Annotated in this window: 18 protein-coding genes and 1 pseudogene; 6 read left to right on the forward strand and 13 right to left on the reverse strand. The window is 69.7% G+C overall.

The window, feature by feature from the left end:
• Positions 1-52: 52 nt before the first annotated feature.
• Complete coding sequence (locus OG266_RS00365; RefSeq protein WP_371552589.1) at positions 53-1,024, reverse strand: cupin domain-containing protein; 972 nt, start codon at positions 1,022-1,024, stop codon at positions 53-55.
• Positions 1,025-1,109: 85 nt separating this feature from the next.
• On the opposite strand from OG266_RS00365, the gene OG266_RS00370 reads away from it, so the two are divergent.
• On the forward strand, positions 1,110-1,964 hold the full coding sequence (locus OG266_RS00370; protein WP_371541274.1) for an NmrA family NAD(P)-binding protein: 855 nt from the start codon (positions 1,110-1,112) through the stop codon (positions 1,962-1,964).
• Positions 1,961-2,401, forward strand: coding sequence for a nuclear transport factor 2 family protein (locus OG266_RS00375; protein WP_371541276.1), 441 nt, complete (start codon positions 1,961-1,963; stop codon positions 2,399-2,401). Before OG266_RS00370 ends, OG266_RS00375 begins: the two co-directional genes overlap by 4 nt.
• A gap of 578 nt (positions 2,402-2,979) precedes the next feature.
• On the opposite strand, the gene OG266_RS00380 is transcribed toward OG266_RS00375, so the two are convergent.
• The 8 genes from OG266_RS00380 to OG266_RS00415 all read right to left on the reverse strand — a co-directional run bounded on the left by OG266_RS00380 (position 2,980) and on the right by OG266_RS00415 (position 11,891).
• Positions 2,980-3,480 (reverse strand): RidA family protein, encoded by a 501-nt coding sequence (locus OG266_RS00380; protein ID WP_371541277.1) that lies wholly within the window; start codon positions 3,478-3,480, stop codon positions 2,980-2,982.
• Positions 3,477-4,493, reverse strand: a complete 1,017-nt coding sequence (locus OG266_RS00385) for a phosphotriesterase (protein ID WP_371541280.1) — start codon at positions 4,491-4,493, stop codon at positions 3,477-3,479. The genes OG266_RS00380 and OG266_RS00385 overlap by 4 nt, the downstream gene beginning before the upstream one ends.
• A 58-nt stretch (positions 4,494-4,551) precedes the next feature.
• Positions 4,552-5,571 (reverse strand): hypothetical protein, encoded by a 1,020-nt coding sequence (locus OG266_RS00390; protein WP_371541282.1) that lies wholly within the window; start codon positions 5,569-5,571, stop codon positions 4,552-4,554.
• A 205-nt stretch (positions 5,572-5,776) separates the two neighbouring features.
• Positions 5,777-6,424: an isochorismatase family cysteine hydrolase gene (locus OG266_RS00395; protein ID WP_332880806.1), complete on the reverse strand. Its 648-nt coding sequence runs from the start codon at positions 6,422-6,424 to the stop codon at positions 5,777-5,779.
• A 75-nt stretch (positions 6,425-6,499) separates the two neighbouring features.
• Complete coding sequence (locus tag OG266_RS00400) at positions 6,500-7,495, reverse strand: ABC transporter permease (RefSeq protein WP_371541285.1); 996 nt, start codon at positions 7,493-7,495, stop codon at positions 6,500-6,502.
• A gap of 82 nt (positions 7,496-7,577) precedes the next feature.
• Positions 7,578-8,435: an ABC transporter permease gene (locus OG266_RS00405; RefSeq protein ID WP_371541287.1), complete on the reverse strand. Its 858-nt coding sequence runs from the start codon at positions 8,433-8,435 to the stop codon at positions 7,578-7,580.
• Positions 8,432-10,249 carry an ATP-binding cassette domain-containing protein gene (locus tag OG266_RS00410; protein WP_371541289.1) on the reverse strand — a complete coding sequence of 606 codons (1,818 nt, stop codon included), beginning with the start codon at positions 10,247-10,249 and terminating at the stop codon, positions 8,432-8,434. Before OG266_RS00410 ends, OG266_RS00405 begins: the two co-directional genes overlap by 4 nt.
• Positions 10,250-10,262: 13 nt before the next feature.
• Positions 10,263-11,891: an ABC transporter substrate-binding protein gene (locus OG266_RS00415; protein WP_371541291.1), complete on the reverse strand. Its 1,629-nt coding sequence runs from the start codon at positions 11,889-11,891 to the stop codon at positions 10,263-10,265.
• A gap of 268 nt (positions 11,892-12,159) precedes the next feature.
• Between OG266_RS00415 and OG266_RS00420 the strand changes: the two genes are divergently transcribed.
• Together OG266_RS00420 and OG266_RS00425 are read left to right on the forward strand one after the other, a co-directional pair.
• Positions 12,160-13,449 carry an amidohydrolase family protein gene (locus tag OG266_RS00420; RefSeq protein WP_371541294.1) on the forward strand — a complete coding sequence of 430 codons (1,290 nt, stop codon included), beginning with the start codon at positions 12,160-12,162 and terminating at the stop codon, positions 13,447-13,449.
• Positions 13,446-14,198, forward strand: a complete 753-nt coding sequence (locus tag OG266_RS00425) for a TetR/AcrR family transcriptional regulator (protein WP_371541296.1) — start codon at positions 13,446-13,448, stop codon at positions 14,196-14,198. The genes OG266_RS00420 and OG266_RS00425 overlap by 4 nt, the downstream gene beginning before the upstream one ends.
• Here the strand turns inward: OG266_RS00425 and OG266_RS00430 are convergent.
• The gene (locus OG266_RS00430) at positions 14,165-14,479 is read right to left on the reverse strand and encodes a hypothetical protein (RefSeq protein WP_332880799.1); all 315 of its coding nucleotides are present in this window, start codon (positions 14,477-14,479) and stop codon (positions 14,165-14,167) included. The genes OG266_RS00425 and OG266_RS00430 overlap by 34 nt on opposite strands.
• 147 nt (positions 14,480-14,626) lie before the next feature.
• Positions 14,627-15,751 carry a serine hydrolase domain-containing protein gene (locus tag OG266_RS00435; protein WP_371541299.1) on the reverse strand — a complete coding sequence of 375 codons (1,125 nt, stop codon included), beginning with the start codon at positions 15,749-15,751 and terminating at the stop codon, positions 14,627-14,629.
• 505 nt (positions 15,752-16,256) lie between these two features.
• On the opposite strand from OG266_RS00435, the gene OG266_RS00440 reads away from it, so the two are divergent.
• The gene (locus OG266_RS00440) at positions 16,257-16,667 is read left to right on the forward strand and encodes a transposase (protein ID WP_371552591.1); all 411 of its coding nucleotides are present in this window, start codon (positions 16,257-16,259) and stop codon (positions 16,665-16,667) included.
• Here OG266_RS00440 and OG266_RS00445 read toward each other — a convergent pair.
• A pseudogene (locus OG266_RS00445) lies at positions 16,548-16,859 on the reverse strand (IS30 family transposase); the annotation flags it as partial. The gene OG266_RS00440 and the pseudogene OG266_RS00445 sit on opposite strands and share 120 nt — an antisense overlap.
• A gap of 16 nt (positions 16,860-16,875) precedes the next feature.
• Here OG266_RS00445 and OG266_RS00450 point away from each other — a divergent pair.
• Positions 16,876-17,127 (forward strand): hypothetical protein, encoded by a 252-nt coding sequence (locus OG266_RS00450; RefSeq protein ID WP_371552594.1) that lies wholly within the window; start codon positions 16,876-16,878, stop codon positions 17,125-17,127.
• A gap of 306 nt (positions 17,128-17,433) precedes the next feature.
• Here the strand turns inward: OG266_RS00450 and OG266_RS00455 are convergent, their stop codons facing one another.
• Positions 17,434-18,639, reverse strand: coding sequence for a lactonase family protein (locus OG266_RS00455; RefSeq protein WP_371541301.1), 1,206 nt, complete (start codon positions 18,637-18,639; stop codon positions 17,434-17,436).
• Between the last annotated feature and the right edge of the window lie 21 nt (positions 18,640-18,660).

The raw sequence follows: 18,660 nt of genomic DNA on the forward strand, positions 1-18,660 counted from the left end.
CTGCGTGTCACGGTCGCGTCCAATCCGACCGGTGAGGCTGGGCGTCCGGGTGTCAGCGGGGGTGGATGCGGTCGTCGGCTGCTGGACTGCTGCCGCGGGTCGACTCCCGTTGGCGCCATGCTCCGGGCGGGTCTCCGTGATGGCGGCGGAAGGCCGCGGCGAAGGCGTAGGGAGAGCCGTAGCCGGTCAGGTCGGCGATTTTCGCCAGGCCCAGTTCGCCGTTGCGCAGGTGGTCGCGGGCCAGGGTCATTCGCCAGTCCGTCAGGTATTGCATCGGGGTCTGGTCGAGTGCGTCTTTGAAGGTCCGGGCGAAGGCCGCCCGGGAGAGTCCGCTGATCTCGGCGAGTTCGGGGACCGACCATGGGTGCCCGGCATCGCCGTGTATGGCTTGCAGCGCTGCGTTCAGCCGGGGATCCGCCGACGCCCGGTACCAGCGAGGTGCGGTGGTGCTCTGCCGGAAACTGGTACGGATGGCAAGAACCAGAAGTATGTCGAGGAGCCGGTCCAGCACAGTGGGCTGACCTGGTTCAGGGGAAGCCAGCTCGCGGGACAGCAGGCCGATCACGTCGCGCAGGGGATCGCCGACGGCAGCCGAGAGCGGCAGCACCTGGGGCAGCGCTTCGAGCAGGCCGCTGCCGATGTCTCCCGAAAACCGGTAGGCGCCACACAGGAACACCGTGGCCCCTGGGTCGTCCGAGCGTCCGTCGCGCCCGTGACGCGCCCGGAACTCCTCCGGTTCGAGGCAGTCGGCGCCGGGTTCATGGCCGATGTAGTGATCGGGTCCCCCGCGGACAAGGGTCACGTCACCCGGCGAGAGCTCCATCGGGCTCTGTGAGCCGTCGTCGAACCACAGCCACCCCCGCCCCCGTACGACGGCGTGCACCGCGAGCTGGATGGAGCCCCCAAGCCGCAACCCCCAGGGAGGCGTGGCCACCGTTCGAGCGAAAACAGCGCCCGAGGCGCGCGCTCTCGCGAGGTGGTCCGCCAGCAGATCCATGCGCCAAGTATTAAGCAGGACATTCACGGTGGTCAATTGTGTGAGTGTTTGAAACAAAGAACTGAGCGGATCACGCATTGATTAGCTCGATAGGCGGTCTCACCATGGAGTCATGACCGATTCACAGCAGACGACACTTGTCCTCGGCGGTACCGGACGAACCGGATCGCTGGTGGCGCGGAACCTCATCGAGCGAGGCTTGAACGCGCGTACTGTCTCGCGCCGCGGCGCCGACGTTCCGTTCGACTGGGACGACCCGACCACCCATGCCCGTGCCCTGGACGGCGTCGACCGCATCTACCTCGTCACGCCCGTCATGCGGGTCAAGTACGCCGGTCCGGTGTCCGACTTCCTCGATCTTGCCGCGGGAGCCGGGGTGCGGCACGTCACGTACCTCAGCGCCTACGGGAGTGACCAGGCACCGCCGGAGGTCGACATCCGGGCCGTCGAACTCGGCCTCGCGGGCCGGGGAGCCTTCACGCACTCCATCCTGCGTCCCGCGTGGGTCATGCAGAACTTCAGTGACGAGCACACGCCGGTCATCGAAGGTGTCATCACCGTACCGACCGGTGGCGGCGCGGAAGCCTTCGTCGATGCCGCGGACATCGCGGCGGTCGCGGTCGAGACGCTGGTAGACCCTGATGCCCATGCCGGCGCGCAGTACGCGCCGACCGGCCCTCAGGCGCTCACGGTCGGCGAGGTCGCCGACATCATCGCCGACGTGATCGGCGGACCCGTCACCCACCACGACATCGACCCTGACGCATGGATCGGCGGTGCAATCGCGGCCGGCGCCGTGCCCGCCGACTACGCCGTGATGCTTCGCTGGCTGACGGGGACCATCATCTCCGGCAACGGCTCAAGGCCGAACGACGACATCGAGAAGGTCACGGGCAGGCCGCCGGTCACCTTCCAGGACTTCGCCCGGCGCAATGCATCCGCATGGACCCTCCAGGCGGCCAAGTGACCACGCCCATCGACCACTTCGACGACTTCGCGGCGCTGGACCCCTTCTTCCGCATCATTGAGGAAGGACTGGCAGGCTTCGTCGACGGACGGCACTTCTTCGATCTCCTGGCCGAAGACGTGATCTTCGAGTACGTGATCTCCGTTCCCGGATACCCGCGACGGGTCGAGGGGCGCCGGGCCGTGGCCGAGCTCTACCGCGGCTACGGCAGCACCATGGTCCTGCGCAGCGCGGACGAACTGGCCGTCCACCGGGATCCTGAGGCGTCGGGAATCGTGCTCGAGTACGCGGTGCACGGGCAGGCAGTCCGAACCGGGCGGGCCTACGACAACCACTTCGTCTCCGTGATCACCATCAAGGACCGCAAAGTCACGCACTGGCGGGACTACCTGGACCCCGTCGCAATCTTCAACGCGATCGGATGGCCCGCTCAGTAACGGACGACCCGCGTGGGAGGACACCAGCCGCCGTCCAGGTCCAGGAAAGGGCGGTGGCCCACGGCCCGCCCGGCGTTACTGACCGCGCCACCAAGGGCTTCCCTTCCTTGGTGCACCGGTAGGCAATGCGGTCGCGACGCGAGCGGCAAGCCTCGGGGCCGTCTGCGGAGTCCGACGAACCCGGCCTTCGCTGAGGCCGACGCGAGTTCTTGACCGGCGAAGCACCGCCGACCGTTCGGCAACTCGCGGCACGTGGTCGGTCGGCTTGGGTACCTTGCGAGATTTGCCGCTCGGCGCGGCGCTGGTCCGCCCACCCCTTCGGCCTCCGGGACTTCCTGGTGAAGCCCTTTCTCTTGAGTCCCAGCCTCTGGTTCCTCCTGGCCGTGCTACCCGACGAACGCAGTCGGCGGCCAACTCGGTGGCGTGTCCGTACAGTGCCGGTCAGGGGCGTCCCGCAGAGCGGTTCGGGAAGCAGATCGTTCTCGCGCATGCCTCCCGTACGCACAGCGACACGGTTGACCTTGGCTTCTTGGAACGGCCGCCCGATTCCGGCTGGGCTCCATCCCCGGCGTCCGGTGTCAGTCGGCCGAGTCGGCCTCGACCGTCAGCCAGAGTTCGAAGCAATTGCGGCGGGCGAGTTGCATCACGCCGATCGCGGCGCGGCCGCCCACCCCCGCCTCGGGGCCGAAGACCTCGGTGAACACGTCGGTGGCGCCGGCGGCGACCTTGTGCACCTCGTCGAACTCGGGCGTGCACACCACGAAGCACAGTGCGCGTACGACAGCCGTGACGCGGTCCAGGGATCCCAGGGCGAGCCGGATGCCGCCCAGGGCGTTGACCGCGGCCGTGCGGGCGGCCTCTCGGCCCTGTTCCAGGGACACGTCGGCGCCGAGGCGGCCCGGATGCCGGATGACGCCCTCGCGGTCCTCGGGGGTGAAGCCGCTGAGGAAGACCAGGGGCCCGCTGCGGTGGAACGCCTTGACGGTGCCGTACCGGCCGCCGTAGGGCGGGTCGGCGTAGTCGGGGATGCGGAGGCCCAGTCGTGCGGCGCGGGCCTCGGCGTTCTCGGCGGGGCTCATGGACGGTCCAGCAGGCGGCGTGGGGTGTCGACCAGGATGCGGCGCAGTGCCTCGGGGCCGGCCAGCTTCTCCAGGGCGGGCGCGATGCGGCGGAACAGGTGCTCATAGCCGTAGCCGCCGTTGTGCAGCAGGTTGGACTGCGTCCACACGTCACAGCCGATCACCAGTTGGTCCTGGTGGCCTTCCGAGAGCAGCCATGCCGCCATGTCGAGACGCTCGTGGTCGGCGGGCGAACGCAGGTGGGGGCTGCCGTAGGAGAAGTCCGTGCCGAAGGTGTCGTACTCCAGGACGACTCCGGTCTGGGCGGCGTCCTTGTGGTAGGCGCGGTCGAGCACCTCGTCCATGTGGCTGAGCACGATGCGGTCGGCGGACATGCCCTCGGACAGCAGGAGTTCAACGAGGGACAGGGCGTCCTGTCCGCGGAAAGAGAGGTGCACGTTGACCGTACAGCCAGTTTCGGCGGCGGCCCTGCCGGCGGCGGCGACCACCCGCAACTCGCCTTCGGTCGGGGGGTGGTTGGTGCCCAGCTCACCGATCAGGGCGGGTTTGATACCGGTGCCGTCGATGCCGTCGCGCAGGTCGCTCACGAGCTTGGCCGCGAGGGTGTCCACGTCGGCGGTGCGGACGTCGGCGGGGTGGGTGGCGTCGACGTACCAGCCGGTGCCGACGCAGATGGTGACGCCGCTGCGGCGTGAGATGTCCGGGAGTTCTTGCAGACGGCGGCCCATGCCGCGCAGGGTCAGTTCGACGACGGCGGCGCCGCCCGCCTGCCGCAGGGCGGTCATCTCGGCGACGGCCACGTCGGGGTCGTGCAGGATGAGGTTGTGCGGGACGGACAGGGCGTTCCAGCGCAGGCGGGCCATGTCGTGCGGACGGATGGGGCCGTCGAGCGGGGGTTCGCCGGGTGGGGCGGGACGTGCCCACAGGCTGAGGTCACTGAGCAGGTGTTCGTGCATGGAGGTCGGGCCGAGCGTGGAGGCGTCGACGGGGCCGAGGACGGTGTGGACGGGCATAGGTGGCCTTCCGTGTGCGGGACGGCGAATCGGCGCGGGTTCAGGGGGCGGCACGGGTTCAGTCGGCCGGTGGGGGCCGGTCCAGCAGGCGGCGTGGGACGTCGACCAGCATGGTGTCGAGCAGCTTTCGGGCAATGCCGCGGTCGCGCAGGGCCGGGACGATCCGGCGCAGGAGGTGGTCGTAGCCCATGCCGCCGTAGCGGCGCAGTTGGGTCTTGGTCCACACGGAGCAGCCGAGCGCCATGCGGTCGGCGAACCCGTCGGCGAGGAACTCCTCGACTGCGTCGAGGCGTTCGGCGTCGGTGGCGTCCTTGTAGCCGTCCCGGTAGTAGGCCTCGTTGCCGAAGCACCACTCCAGCGTCGCCCCGGCGGAGGCCAGTTCGCGGAGGTATCGCGGGTCGATGTACTCGTCGACGTTGCCGAGGACGACCCGCTCGGCCGGCAGTCCGGCGGACGCCAGCACCTGCAGTACGTCGAAGCCCAGCCGGGCGCCGGGGTCGAGGCGGACGCTGACGGTGGCGCCGCAGCGCGCGGCTGCCCGTCCCGCGGCGCGCAGCATGCGGCGTTCGGCGGGATCGACGGGTGCGCCGGTGCCGATGATGCCGAGGAGGGCGGCCCGGTAGGGGACGCCGGGGATGTGGTCGGTAAGCACCCGGTGGAGGTGCTCTTCCAGGGCGGTTTCGTCGAGCGCGCGCAGCCAGTCGGGGTGGGAGCGGCCCAGGTAGGCGCCGTATCCGACGACGATGTGCAGGCCCGACGCCCGTGACAGGGCGGGCAGTTCGGCATGGCGCGGGCCCAGGCCCCAGGTGGTCAGGTCGACGACGCAGGACTGGCCGAGCTCGCGGGCGGGCGCGAGTTCCGTGACGGCGGTGTCCGGGTCGTCCAGGACGAGGTTGTCCTGAAGGGCGAGCAGGTTCCAGCGCAGGAACCCCAGGTTTTCCGGGGTGACCCTGGGGTCGTCGGGCATCGGCTCGCGCGGCGGCCTGTGCAGGACGCGGGCGTCGCTCAGCAGGTGTTCGTGCATGGAGGTCGGGCCGAGCGTAGAGGCGTCGACGGGTCCGAGAACGGTTTCGATCATGCGGTCTCCCACGCGACTTCGGTCATGCGGTCTCCGGTGCGGCGCCTCGGCCGGCGTGTACGTCGTTTCCGTGCGGGACGGCGTGGAGGTGATCCGGTGTGCGGGACATGGTCATGCGGGCGGTTCCTTGTCCGGCGGCCCTCGGCGTTCCCGTTCCGGACGGGCCGGGACCGCCGGGGGCCGGCGGGGCGGATGCTGTCGTGGGTCAGGCGGGGCGGCCAGCGAGGTGGGTCCGGTCGGCGCGGGTCACTTCGGGGTTGGGCTCCGCGGACTCCAGCCACCGCAGTACCTCCGCCTGTTCGACGAGTGCGTCGCGTTGGAGGTAGTGGATGGCGCGCAGCGCGGCGTCGTGGGCTTCCTGGCTGGATCCGCCGACGCAGTCGGTGACCACGCGTACCCGGTAGTCGTGCTGGTGGGCGTCGACGGCGGTGTAGTGCACGCAGACATCGGTGAGTCCGCCGATGAGGATCAGGGTCTGGGCCCGGTAGGCCTTGAGCACGATCTCCAGTTCCGTGCCGAAGAACGCCGAGTAGCGGCGCTTGCGGATCAGGAACTCGTCCGGGCGCGGTTCCAGGCCCTTGGACAGCTCGGTCTCGGGCCAGCCTTCGACGCAGTGCGGTCCTTCGGCACCGTCGAGTTCGCGGCCGATGTCCACCAGGTTCGGCTTGTGGACCTCCTGGATCCAGACGACGGGGATGCCCTGTTCGCGGGTGCGGCTGATCAGCTCGCGCACCCGCGGGGCCCGCTCGGCGCGTCCTGCCATGTGCGGGATCTCCGTGCGTGACGCGGACTGCTCGACATCACCGCCCTGGATGTCGACGACGATGAGGACGGTATTGCCGGCTGTGTTCATCCGGATTCTTTCCTTTCTCGGTGCGGGCACGGCCTGTTGGGGCCGTGCCCGCGGTGTGTGCGGGCGGTGCGGCGGCTAGGCGAGCGCCAGTCGGCGGTCGGCCAGGACCTGGAGGACGTCGACGATGGTGTTCACCGCGACGTAGACCACGCCCAGCAGCAGCGCGACGCCGGTGATGCCCGGCAGGTCGGCGGCCGCGACCGAGCTGTCCAGGTAGGAGCCGATGCCCGGCCAGTCGAAGATCTTCTCGACGACGACCAGTCCTGCGAGCAGGGCGCCCGCCTGGATGCCGACCATGGACAGGGCGGGCCCCAGCGAGTTGCGCAGCGCGTGCCGCAGCAGGACCGCGCGCTCGGTGAGGCCGAGTGCGCGGGCTGTCCGGGCGTGGTCGGCCTCCAGATTGGTGGTGAGCCCGTCGACCAGGACCCGTCCGATCGCCACGGCCGGGGAGATCGCGGCACACAGCGCGGGGAGCGCGAGGTGGGTGGCCGCGTCGGCGAAGACGTCGATCCGTCCGGTCAGAAGGCTGTCCAGGAGCAGGAAGCCGGTGGGCCCGGTGGGGGCGTCCCGGAAGGACGTCCGCCCGCCCGACGGCAGCCAGCCGAGCCGGCCGTAGAAGACGAGCAGCGCCACCATCCCCAGCAGGAAGGCGGGGGCGGCCGCACCGGCGAACAGCACGCTGCGCAGTACCGCGGCGCCACGTCGGCGCATTGTGGTGAGGTAGGCGAACACGGCGCCCAGGAGCACGGCCACGAGCAGGACGCAGCCGGCGAGTTCGAGGCTGGCGGGCAGTACGTCGGCGAGGTCGGAGGCGACGGGGGTGCGGGTCCGCAGCGAGTTCTGCAGGTCGCCGTGGAGCAGCCCCGCCAGGTAGTGCAGATAGCGGGGCACCAGGGGTTCGTCGAGCCCCAGGCGGGCGCGGGCGCCGTCGACGGTTGCCTGGGAGGCGTTGGCGCCGACGTACGCCTTGGCGGGGTCGGTGCCGGACATCTCCTGGAGTGCGAACAGGAGCACGGTCAGGGCGAGCAGTACCCCTGCCGTCGCCGCTACGCGGCGCAGGACGAATTTCACGTGTCAGTCCTCCACTTTCACGGTGCGGGTCCTCTCCGGCTTCACGGTGTAAGTCCTCTCCGGCGCGGGCGGTCGGGCGGGTTCACCGGCGTCGCAGCATGTCGCGCACGGCGTCACCGGCGTAGTTCGCGGTGAGGGCGAGGAGCATCACGGCGACGCCCGGCACGATCGGCACCCACCAGGCGGTCAGTAGGTACTGCATGCCTTGTGCGGCCATGGCGCCCAACTCCGGTGCGGGGGCGGGTGAACTGAGGCCCATGAAGGACAGTGCGGACAGGGCGACGACGAGTCCTCCGACGTCCAGGCTGGCGGCGATCACCACGGTGGAGCGGACGCCGGGCAGCAGATGGCGGGTGACCCGGCGTCCCCAGGGCACCCCGGCCAGGCGGGCCGCCTCCAGGTGTGGCCGGGCGGCCCAGGCACGGATCTCGCCGCGGACGAGCCGCGCGTACATCGGCCACCACACGACGGCGATGCCGATCAGCGCACTGCTGTAGCTCGCGCCGAGCGAGGCGGCGACGGCCATGGCGATGACGAGTCCCGGCAGTGCCAGGAACAGGTCGGTGATCCGCATCAGCAGTCCGTCCGCCCAGGGCGGCAGGGTGCCGGCGAGGACGCCGACCAGTCCGCCGACGAGGACTCCGGAGGAGATGACGAGGGCGGCGGCGAACAGGCTGGCGCGCATGCCGTACAGGGCGCGGGCGAACAGGTCGTAGCCGAGGGCGTCGGTGCCGAGCAGGTGGCCGCTGCTGCCCGGCGGGAGCAGTGCTTCGCCGGAGCGCAGCGTGGGGCTGTGCGGGGCGAGGACCGGAGCGAGCAGGGCCAGCAGGACGAGCAGCGCGAGGGCCGCGAGAGCCACCCGGTCCGCGGTAGTGCTGCGGGCGCGGACGGCTTCGGCGTACGTGCGCCGCCGGAGCGTCAGTGGGCCGATCGTGGTCATCGGGGACCTCCTGCCGTGGCCGCCGGGCCGGTCGCGGGCCGGTGGCGGCGGGGGCCGGGGACCGCATCGAGGAGGGCGCGGGTGTACTCCTGTGCCGGGGCGAAGCAGATCTGTTCGGTGGGACCTTCCTCGACGATGCGGCCCCCGCACATGACGGCGATCCGGTCGGCGACGATCCGTGCGGCCGCCAGGTCGTGGGTGACGAAGAGGATCGACATGCCCAACTCCCTTCTGAGCCGACCGAGGAGGTCCAGCACGGTTGCCGCGAGGGACACGTCCAGCGCGGAGGTGGGCTCGTCGCACAGCAGCACCCGGGGCGGCACGATCACGGCCCGCGCTATCGCCGCCCGCTGCCGCTGGCCGCCGGACAGCTGGCCACCGCGGACGTCCGCGGTGGCGACGGGCAGGCCGACGGTTTCGAGTACGTCCGCGACGGCCGTCCGGCGTTCGGCGCGCGTCAGCCGCCCGGCCGTCAGGGCCAGCCGTTCCTCGAGCATGTCGCCGACGGTGAGCCACGGGGTGAGCGAGGAGCCGGCGTCCTGGAAGACCATCTGCGGGGTGCTGCCGAGCACGTGCACCTCGCCCGAGGTGGGCTTGTCGAGGCCGGCCACGATCCGCAGCAGCGTCGACTTGCCGCAGCCGCTCTCGCCGACCAGCGCCACCGACTCGCCCTGGGCGACCTCGAGGTCCACACCGCGCAGCGCGTTCAGTTCCCTGCGGGCCCACGGGGGTCCGGAGCGGAAGAGCCGGGCAGCCCCGCGCAGCCGCACGGCGAAGTCGCTGCCGATGACCGGCTCGGGCCACCGGGCGGGCAGGTCGCGGTCGGCCGCCGGTGCCTGACCGCTCCTCAGCACGCCGTCCGCGTCCACGGCCCGGCCGCGTCCGCCGCCGGCCAGTTCGGTCACGGTGCGCGGCCGGTGCGCCTGCGCGCCCTCCGCGCGTACGTCCTCCACCTCGTCCCCCGTCGGGCGGTCCACGGTCAGCGGCCGGTCCCGTGGGGTGTCGAGATCGATCCGGGAGGCCAACAGCCGCCGGGTGTAGGGGTGTTGAGGGTGGTGGAAGATCTCGTCCGTGCTGCCTTGCTCGACCAGGCCGCCCTGGTGCATCACGACGATCCGGTCGCTGATCCGGGCGGCGACTCCCAGGTCGTGGGTGACGAACACGATGGCGCAGCCGATGGTGTCGCGCAGAGACAGCAACAGGTCCAGGACCTGTGCCTGCACCGTGACGTCGAGCGCGGTGGTGGGCTCGTCGGCGACGATCAGGGAGGGTTTGCGGGCGACGGCCAGGGCGATCATCACGCGCTGCCGCAGGCCGCCGGAGAGCTGGTGCGGGAAGGCCTTGAGCCGGGCGGGGTCGGGGATGCCGACGTCCGCGAGCAGCCGCAGCCGTTCGGCCCGGTCGGCGGTCACCTCGGCCAGTTGGGCGCCGACGGTCATGGTCGGGTCGAGCGAGGTCATCGGGTCCTGGAACACGGCTCCGACGTGCCGGCGGCGCACCAGGCGGCGGGCCTCGTCCCCGGCGGTGACCATGTCGGTGCCGGCCAGCAGAACCGAGCCGTCGACCCGCGGCCGGGAGCGGCGTGGCAACAGCCCCATCACGGCGAGGCTCAGCACGCTCTTGCCCGAGCCGGACTCCCCCACCATGGCGACGATCTCGCCCGGGTACACGTCCAGGCTGACGCCCCGTACCGCGTGAACGGTGCCGCTGTCGCGGGTGAGCCGCACGTCGAGGTCGCGCACCGACAGTGTGGGCCGCTCGTCCTTGGCCCTCTCGTCGTACGTCCTGGCCGTCACGTCGTCCGTTCCCGTCATGTCGGGTGGCATGTCAGGAGCGGCCGAGGGCGGCGAAGTGCAGGACGTTGTACTCGAGCAGGTTCTGGGCCTCACGGGTGCCGGTGATGCCCGGTGTGGTGAGCAGGGTGGTGTTCAGCGAGCCGATGGAGAACCAGTTGCGCGAGTCGATGACCGAGCGGGCGACAGGTCCGTACGCGGACGACTCGGTGGTGGTCAGGGCCTTGTCGAGGTCGGCATCGAGGCCGTCGACCTCGGCACCGAAGAGGTCCAGGCCGCCCTTGGGGGTGTAGATGATGCGGCCCCAGGAGTCGGGGTGACCGGCGTCCGGGAAAACCGCGAAGACGGCCAGGTCGGGGGCGGCGGCGAGGTCGTCGGTCAGTTTGTAGATGGAGCCGGCCGCGTAGGCGACCGCCTCCGCCTTGAGACCGGCGCTGTTCATCCGGGAGGCGAGTTCCTCGGCGACCGCCTTGCCGTCGGCGCTGCTGCCGGCGTAACCGATACGGACGGTCCGGCCCTTGGCGGGCGCGGATGCGGCGATGCCGGCGAGCGCGTCCTTGTCGTAGGTGATGCCCTGGTCGTCGAGGGCGGAGTCCAGCATGCCCTGGGGGAACAGCTGGCTCGTGGGTTCCTCCAGGCTGCCCATGGCCGCGGCCAGAATGCTTTTGGTGTCGATGCCCGTGAAGAGGCGTTTACGTTGCCCGGCCGAGGTGAAGGCCTTCGACTGCGGGTTCACGTAGACCATCTGCGTGGTGAGGTTGGGGAAGGTGCTGGTCGTGACGGCCTGGCTCTTGGCGTAGGACTCGAAGGAGGACTTGTTGAGATTGCCGAGGATGGCGTCGATCTCGCCGCGTTCCAGCTCCAGTTGGGCCGCGGAGGCGTTCTGCGAGATCTCCAGCTCGACGGCGGCGAAGGCGGGCTTGTCGCCCCAGTAGTCGTCGTAGGCGGTGAGTTCGTAACTGTCGCCGGTCTTGGCGGAGGTCAGTTCGTACGGTCCGGTGCCGGCGTCGTGGCTGGTGAGCCAGGTCTGGGCGTGGTCCTTGCCGGCGTGCTTCGCCAGCACGGTGGGGCTGATGAGCTTCAGGCCGAAGGGTGAGGCGAGGTAGTCCAGGAACGCCGAGTTGGGCGCGGACAGGGTGAGGACTGCCGTGTGGTCGTCGGGCGTGGCCACCTTGGTGACGTCGGCGGTCATGTAGGCGGGGCCGCCGTCGACTTGGGCGCGGCGCTCGACCGCCTCCGCCACCGCCTTGGAGGTGAGCGGGGTGCCGTCGTGGAAGGTGACGCCGTCGCGGAGGGTGAAGGTGTAGGTCAGGCCGTCCTGCGAGACCTTCCAGGCGGAGGCGAGCGAGGGGACGATCTTGGCCGTGCCGGTGCCGTCCTCGTACTTGACCAGCCCCTCGTAGGTGTTCTGGATGATGTTCAGTCCGGGGCCGTCGTAGTTGACGTCGGGGTCGGGGGGCGTCGTGTAGGCCTGCACGATGGCCGCGGTGAACAGGTCCGTGTCCCCTGCGGTCCCGGCCTGACCGGCCGAACACCCGGTGAGCGCGAGGACGGTGGCCACGGCGGCGGCGAGACCGAGCCGGGCCCGCGGGCGACGTTGCGCGGCGGGCCGGTCGCTGTTCGCGGGCGTGGTCCGGAGGCCGGTTCTGGCACTGGATCGCATCAGGACCCTCTCGTTGAGGAGGTCCGGCGGGCGGGCCGCACGGAGGACTCGGGGATTCCTGTCAGTGACCGAAAACTAGACGGCGGATCGCGAGTTGGGGTTTCCCGGGCATTGCCGAGCATTGCCGAGCGGTAAATTCTGTCATTGATAGAAAACCCCTCGGCCTCTTGGTACGGTGGCTCCTCCCCGACCGGAAGTGCCTTGCCCCAGCGGGCCTTCGGGCCAGTCCACCCCCGGCCGCCCGCACCGACCACCGAGGAGGACGCACGTGCGGCAGGACGAGCACGCCAACGCCCCCACGCTGCTGCTGCGGAACGTCACCGTCATCGACGGCGTGACACCAAGCCCCGCGCCCGGCCAGGACGTCCTGGTGGAGGGCGACCGGATCCGCGCCATCGCGCCCACCGGCACCCTGAGCCTGCCCACCGCGGCCTCCCCCGCGCGGCTACGGATCCTGGAAGCCGGCGGATACACCCTCCTGCCCGGCTTCTTCGACTGTCACGTGCATGTGAGCACCAGTCCGGACGCCGCACGCTTCGACACGGTGCTCGCACCGGAGAGCCTGCTGACACTGCGTTCGGTGCCCGCCCTGTCCGCGACACTCGACGCGGGCATCACCTCCGCGCGGGACCTCGCGGGGGCCGACTCCGGATTCCGCGAGGCACTGGAGGCCGGCTATGTGCGCGGCCCCGCCCTGCAGATCGCCCTGCGCATCCTCAGCATCACCGGCGGCCACGGGGACTGGCGGACCGTCAGCGGCATGCCGCTCGACTCCGGCCCGGGAGCGGGCGCGGTGGCCGACTCGCCGGACGAGTTCGTACGGGCCACACGCGAGGTGGTGCGCCAGGGTGCCGACTGGGTCAAGGTCGCGGCGACCGGAGGCATGACGAGCCCGCGCCGCGCCCCGGAGTCGGGCGGCTTGACGGGGCCCGAACTGAGCGCGGTCGTCACCGAGGCGGAACGTCAGGGCGTGGTGGGTGTGGCGGCCCACGCACAGGGCGCCGCGGGCATCGCGGCCGCCGTGCGGGCCGGCGTACGCAGCATCGAGCACGGCTACCTCGTGGACGACACCACGCTTCAGGACATGGGCGAGCGGGGCACCTACCTCGTCCCCACCCTGTCCGCACTGACCCGTCCGGTATGTGCCGACGGGCCCCCGCACCTCGTGGAGCAGCGCCGACGGCTGCGCGAGACGGCACTGGAGCGCCTGTCAGTCGCGCTGACCAGCGGCGTCCGTGTGGTGCTCGGTACCGACGCCGGCATCGCGCCGCACGGCGGGAACCTGCGCGAACTCGAACTGCTGGTGCGGCTGGGCCTCTCCCCCGCCGCCGCGATCGCCGCGGGCACCTCCGTGGCGGCCCGGATGTGCCGGCTCGACGACGAGGTGGGTTCGGTGCGTGCCGGACTGCGGGCCGACCTGGTGCTCACGGACGTGGATCCGCTAACCGACATTGCGGCGCTCGGCGAGCCCGACGCGATCCGGACCGTGATCCAAGGGGGCCGCGTCGTCAAGGACTTGACGAGCGGCATCGGAGCCGGACGGGAGCGGGCCGCGTGACGCACGACGACGACACGACAGGAGCCGTCACCCCACCGGAGCGGCCGACCGCCGGGAAACCGGGCCGTCCGCGCTCCGCCCCCAAGCAGCGCAATGGACTCAGCACCAGGGAGGAGATCCTCCAGGCGGCGTCCCGGCTCTTCGGTGAGCAGGGGTACGGCAAGACGACGACCCGTCAGATCGCCGAGGCCGTGGGTATCAAGCAGTCGACGATGTACTACCACTTCGCCGACAAGGGGACGATCCTCACCTCGCTGCTGTCCAGCACGGTCACCCCGGCCCTGGAGTTCGCGCGCTGGCTGACCGAGCAGGACCTCGACCCCGTCATCCGGGTCTGCGCCCTGGTGACCTTCGACCTGGAAACCCTGCTGCGCGACCGGTTGAACCTCCATGTCGTCTACCACCTGCCGGAGTTGGAGGATGCCGACTTCGTACCGACCCGCTCCGCACAGACCGTCCTGCGCGACACGTACCGCGAGTTCGGCCGCGCCGCACTCGGCGCACTGCACACCCACGAGCACGCCGCCGACCTCGCCCGCGACCTGGACCTCGTCTTCGCCCTGGTGGAGGCTTCGGTGTCACAGCGTCAGTGGGGTGGAGAGGGAGAGCGCGCACGCTACGCGGAATCGGCGGTGCGGGGATCGCTGCGGCTGCTCGGTGTGGACGGCTCTGCCGTCCCGGACGTCATCGCCCGCGCCAACGCCGTACTGGCCCATTACCCGGTCCAACCGACGCCGATCTCACGCTGAGCGCAGAGTCCGCGGTCCGGCAGGGGCTGCGTGTGCAGTCGGTCACGCGCGACCCTCAGCAGGCCCTGCGCCGACTCCGAACGCGTGACTCCCTCGGGCGGTCTCATCGACTCGGTGTGGCCGGCGCCCAGTGAGCGGGCGATCGCCTCCACCGCGAGACGCTGCATGAGATCGTCGCCGTACACACCGCGGCCTTGCTCGGCGAGCTTCAGCAGTGCGCGGAGGAGGTCGGCGTCGAACCCGTCATGCAGGATCTCTCCCGCCCCCGAGACCGCGGCCATGAACGCCTGGCCACTCAGGTCCCACCGGGGGACCACAACAACTCGAGGATCTGCTTCCGGTACTTCGCTCCCACTGGCGATCTCCTTCACCTCTCGCTGCGGGATGGTGGCGCCCTTCGCCCGCGCGATCAGTTGCCGCAGGTAAGATCAGGGGCCGGTTATGGAGGGCAGCAGGTAGTTGCGAATGAACGCCCTTGCGCTGATCTCTTCATTGCTGTTGTCGCTGGTGTTCTCACTGGTCACGAGCACGATGTCCGCGCTGGGGATTACGTAGACGAACTGCCCGCCGTATCCCCAGGCAAAGTACATCGCGCGTCTGGAGATGGTGTGCATCCACCAACCCTCGGAATAGGCGAAGGTGTCGTCGACCTGTGTGGTCTGGGCTTGCGCCGCCCGCACCGCACTAGTTGGCACAAGCGGTTGGCCGGCCCACTTGCCGTCGTGCAGGTAGAGCAGGCCGAACTTGGCCATCTCCCGTGGCGTCAGGTAGACGTTGTACCCGCCCGAGAAGATGCTTTGCGGGTCACGGCCCCAATGCTCGGCCGTGATGCCCATCGGTTCGAACAGGTACTGGTGGGCGAACTGGCAGGTGCTCATGCGAGTGGCCTTCTGCAGCACGGCCGAGACGACGTGCGTATTGCCGGTGCTGTAGTTGTACGTCGTGCCGGGGACGGACACGAGCGGACGGCCGAGAATCGGCTGGACCCAGTTCGACGCCTTCTCGACCTGGCTTTCGGTCGAATCCTCCGTCCAGTCGAGACCCGACCTCATGGTCAACATGTGTCGGATGGTGATCTTCTTCTTCTCCGGCGATGCATTGCCGAAGTACTCCGGAAGATAGTCGGCCACCGGGTCGTCCAGGCTTCCGATGTAGCCCTTCGCGACGGCGATGTGGACCAGCGCCTGCAAAATACTCTTCGACACCGAGTGGACGTTATTGCTCCGCTGTGCGCCACTACCGTGGTAATACCGCTCGGCGACGAGACGGTCGTGCCGGATGACCAGCGCGCTGAACAACGACGCGTTGTTCCCGAGCTTGGTCAACCCCGTACGCAACAGGGTTGAATCCATCCCCTGCTCCTCCGGCGAGGTCGCCGACCAGTCCGCACCGTCGTCCCGGGGATCCGTGTACGTCGGATTGCTCTCATAGAACGTCCGGCCGTTACCTGAGATCCGGTTGCAATCGACGGTCGCCGTCCCGGCCGCCGCCGTTGGTGTCGACTTCGACGGTGCCGCCTCGGTGCACCCGGCCAACGCCAGGAGCGACAGCATCGGCACTAGCCACGTGATTCGCCGCACAGCCGACCGGCCCGCCCGAACGCATGCACCGGCGGCGACGGTATGGGGGCGAATCCGCCGCAATCCATGCCTTCGCAATCTCATGACTGCCTTTTTCCTTGATACGAAACGACGGCGCCAACAGCCTTCCGAGAGCCGGTTCGGGATCCGGCCTTCCTTCAGGAAGAGGCCGCACCGGCCTCGCGCCTCCACACTGCGATCTTCGTAGAGAGCCAAATCCGTCGTGGGCTGGAAACCTTCAGGATGCGAAGGCAACTCCCCCAACTTCCCCTGCAGCCATGGTCTCCACCCTATGAGGGGAGGGACACGGGCAACAACGTACTCATCGTCGAAGACCGCATGAGTCTTCGTCGGGCGTGAGAAACCTGCACTTGGGAGATGTTCTGTCGAACGAACTGATTGAGAGTGGGCTTGATCCGCTTTGACGGACATTCGAGATCGGGGGTTCTGCCCCGGGAGGATGTCCGTCATGGAGAGCATGGGGAAGAAGGAGCCTCGGCCTCGCCGTTCGTTCACGCCGGAGTTCAAGGCCGAGATCGTCGAGCTGTGCCGGCGCGGTGACCGTACGGTCGGTCAGATCGCCAAGGACTTCGACCTGACCGAGACCGCGGTGCGGCTGTGGGTCACTCAGGCCGAGGTCGACGCGGGCGAGCGCGACGGGCTGACCAGCAGTGAACGTGAGGAATCGGCCGTGCTGCGGCGGGAGAAGCGCCGACTGCGCGAGGACGTCGACATCCTCAGGCGGACCACCTTAGATTCAACCGGTCAAGGCAACATTCTCGGCTGGTGTTCGGAATCCCAGGCACTTGCGCGGACGGTTGTTGAGCTTCGTCGCGATGGCGTCAAGGTCGTCCTGGCTGAAGGGCGACAGGTTCGTTCCTTTAGGTAGGTACTGCCGGAACAACTTGTTGGTGTTCTCGTTGGTGCCACCACGTTGCCAGGGGCTACCCGGTGCCGCGAAGAACACGTCAACACCGGTGTCAGCGCGGAGACGCTTGTGGGCTGCCAGTTCCATGCCGCGATCCCAGGTCAGCGTGCCTCGTAGGCAGGGATCCATGCGTGCGTAGGTCTTGGCCAGAGCGGGAACGACCACGGTGGTGGGGCCGCTGTGGATCTACGATCTGATGCTGAAGCGGGGCCAGTTGATCGGTTCGACGATCCGGGGGCGGACCCACGCGGAGAAGGCGGCGCTGGCCCAGGACATCGCCCCGACGATGGTGCCGCTGCCGGCCCGGGGACTGGTGCGGGTAGCTGTCGACTCGACCTTCCCGCCCGACCGCTACCGCGACGCGTACGACCGGCTCGCCGAGGCGGGCAAGTTGGGCAAGGTCATTCTGACCTGCGAATGACGGCACAACCTGGACCAGTCCAGGTGATGAGGACCGCGGGCGCTGAAGCGGCGGTCGGGGCCGTCGTAGCCGAGACGGTGGCCGAAGACCGTAGCCGATCGAATGCGCCGGATCTGGTCCCGGCGGGACGCGATACCACGGTCAACGGCGGGTGGGCGGAACATCGCCAGCCAGGCCTCCCGCGTGGTGAAACGCAGCACAGTGCGTCCGCGCACTACAGCACTGCCGAAGCGCGCCCGCCCTATATACGACGTCCCGGGCGCGCTCGTCGCGTGCCCGGGACGTTCCGCCGCGGTGGCCGCTTTCTTACACCGCGGCGATGCCCTCCATGCCGGAGGCGGCGAAGGCGGGCAGTCCCGTGACCGTCGTGATCTTGGTGAGGGCGCCGGTGCGCCCGACACGGAAACCGTCGACGGTGCCGGAGGTCGCGTTCTGGACGTAGACGAACTTGTCGGCGGCGACGGCGAGGTCGATGACGCCCTGCGACATTCCGGACGGCGCGGCCGCGATGCCCGCCTCGTTGGTCAGGGCGAGTCGGCCGTGCGCGTCCTGGCGGTAGCCGCTGACGGTGGAGTTGCCGGTGTTGCCGCCGTAGAAGAAGTCACCGGCCCGCTCCAGCCAGCACAGGACCATCTGCCCGTTCGGCAAGGACGCCTGTAGGGTCTTCAACTCGCCGTCGTGGCGCACCTTGTAGGTGGTGACGGTGGAGTTGGCGGCCTCGGCGACCAGCATGCGCCCGGACTTGTCGAAGGCGATGGCGAACGGCACCATGCCCGCCGACTTGTTCACGACCGGCTTGTCCGCCACGAGGCCGTCCTTCCCCACGGGGAAGACCTCGATGGTGTTCGCCGACTTGGTGGTGACGACCAGGTCCCGGCCGTCCGGCGTGAACGCGACCTGCCCCGGCGAACTGCTGAACAACGGCACCTTCTCGTTCTTCAGCTCCAGACCGCGGTTCGAACCGCTCAGCGGCTTCAGCCCCTCGGAGGTGATCCGGAAGCCCTGGACGCTTCCCGCCCCGCCCGCGTTCATGACGTAGGCGAGATCCCCCGAGACCGTGACGGACGAAGGGAAGTCGCCTCCCGTGGACAATGTTTGACGGTCCGTCAACTTCTGGCCGTGCACGGCGAAGGACGTCAGGGTGCCGCTGCCCGCGTTGACCGCCAGGAGCCGGCCGGAACGGTGGTCGTAGACGAGCGATCCCTGCGAGGCGAGCGAGTCGGTGGGCGCGTCGGTCTGGTCGCCGCCCTTGCCGCCGGTCGCGTACTTCCCCGCGGCGGTCAACTGCCCGTCGTCGCCCCGGCGGAAGACGCGGATCGTGTTCCCGGCCAGCTCGTTGCCCTGGACGAAGACGGCGTGGTCGGCCTTCGAGGCGGCACGCGGGGCGGGTGAAACCTGCGACGCGGACGCGACGTTGACCGCGACCACAGCCGCCGCGACGGCCACCGCCCCTCCGCCCAAGACGGTCAGCCTCTTCTGCAGCTTCGACCTGCGTTTGCTGTGCCTGCTCATGTGCGGCTCCTCTGGCCCGGG

This window comes from Streptomyces sp. NBC_00554 (assembly GCF_041431135.1).
GTDB lineage: Bacteria > Actinomycetota > Actinomycetes > Streptomycetales > Streptomycetaceae > Streptomyces.

Excerpts from the sequence above, each read along its gene's own strand:
- OG266_RS00370 (WP_371541274.1), top strand. The coding sequence starts at position 1,110 with ATGACCGATTCACAGCAGACGACACTTGTCCTCGGCGGTACCGGACGA.
- OG266_RS00380 (WP_371541277.1), bottom strand. The coding sequence starts at position 3,480 with ATGAGCCCCGCCGAGAACGCCGAGGCCCGCGCCGCACGACTGGGCCTC.
- OG266_RS00385 (WP_371541280.1), bottom strand. The coding sequence starts at position 4,493 with ATGCCCGTCCACACCGTCCTCGGCCCCGTCGACGCCTCCACGCTCGGC.
- OG266_RS00390 (WP_371541282.1), bottom strand. The coding sequence starts at position 5,571 with ATGATCGAAACCGTTCTCGGACCCGTCGACGCCTCTACGCTCGGCCCG.
- OG266_RS00395 (WP_332880806.1), bottom strand. The coding sequence starts at position 6,424 with ATGAACACAGCCGGCAATACCGTCCTCATCGTCGTCGACATCCAGGGC.
- OG266_RS00405 (WP_371541287.1), bottom strand. The coding sequence starts at position 8,435 with ATGACCACGATCGGCCCACTGACGCTCCGGCGGCGCACGTACGCCGAA.
- OG266_RS00410 (WP_371541289.1), bottom strand. The coding sequence starts at position 10,249 with ATGACGGGAACGGACGACGTGACGGCCAGGACGTACGACGAGAGGGCC.
- OG266_RS00415 (WP_371541291.1), bottom strand. The coding sequence starts at position 11,891 with ATGCGATCCAGTGCCAGAACCGGCCTCCGGACCACGCCCGCGAACAGC.
- OG266_RS00430 (WP_332880799.1), bottom strand. The coding sequence starts at position 14,479 with ATGGCCGCGGTCTCGGGGGCGGGAGAGATCCTGCATGACGGGTTCGAC.
- OG266_RS00435 (WP_371541299.1), bottom strand. The coding sequence starts at position 15,751 with ATGCTGTCGCTCCTGGCGTTGGCCGGGTGCACCGAGGCGGCACCGTCG.
- OG266_RS00440 (WP_371552591.1), top strand. The coding sequence starts at position 16,257 with ATGGGGAAGAAGGAGCCTCGGCCTCGCCGTTCGTTCACGCCGGAGTTC.
- OG266_RS00455 (WP_371541301.1), bottom strand. The coding sequence starts at position 18,639 with ATGAGCAGGCACAGCAAACGCAGGTCGAAGCTGCAGAAGAGGCTGACC.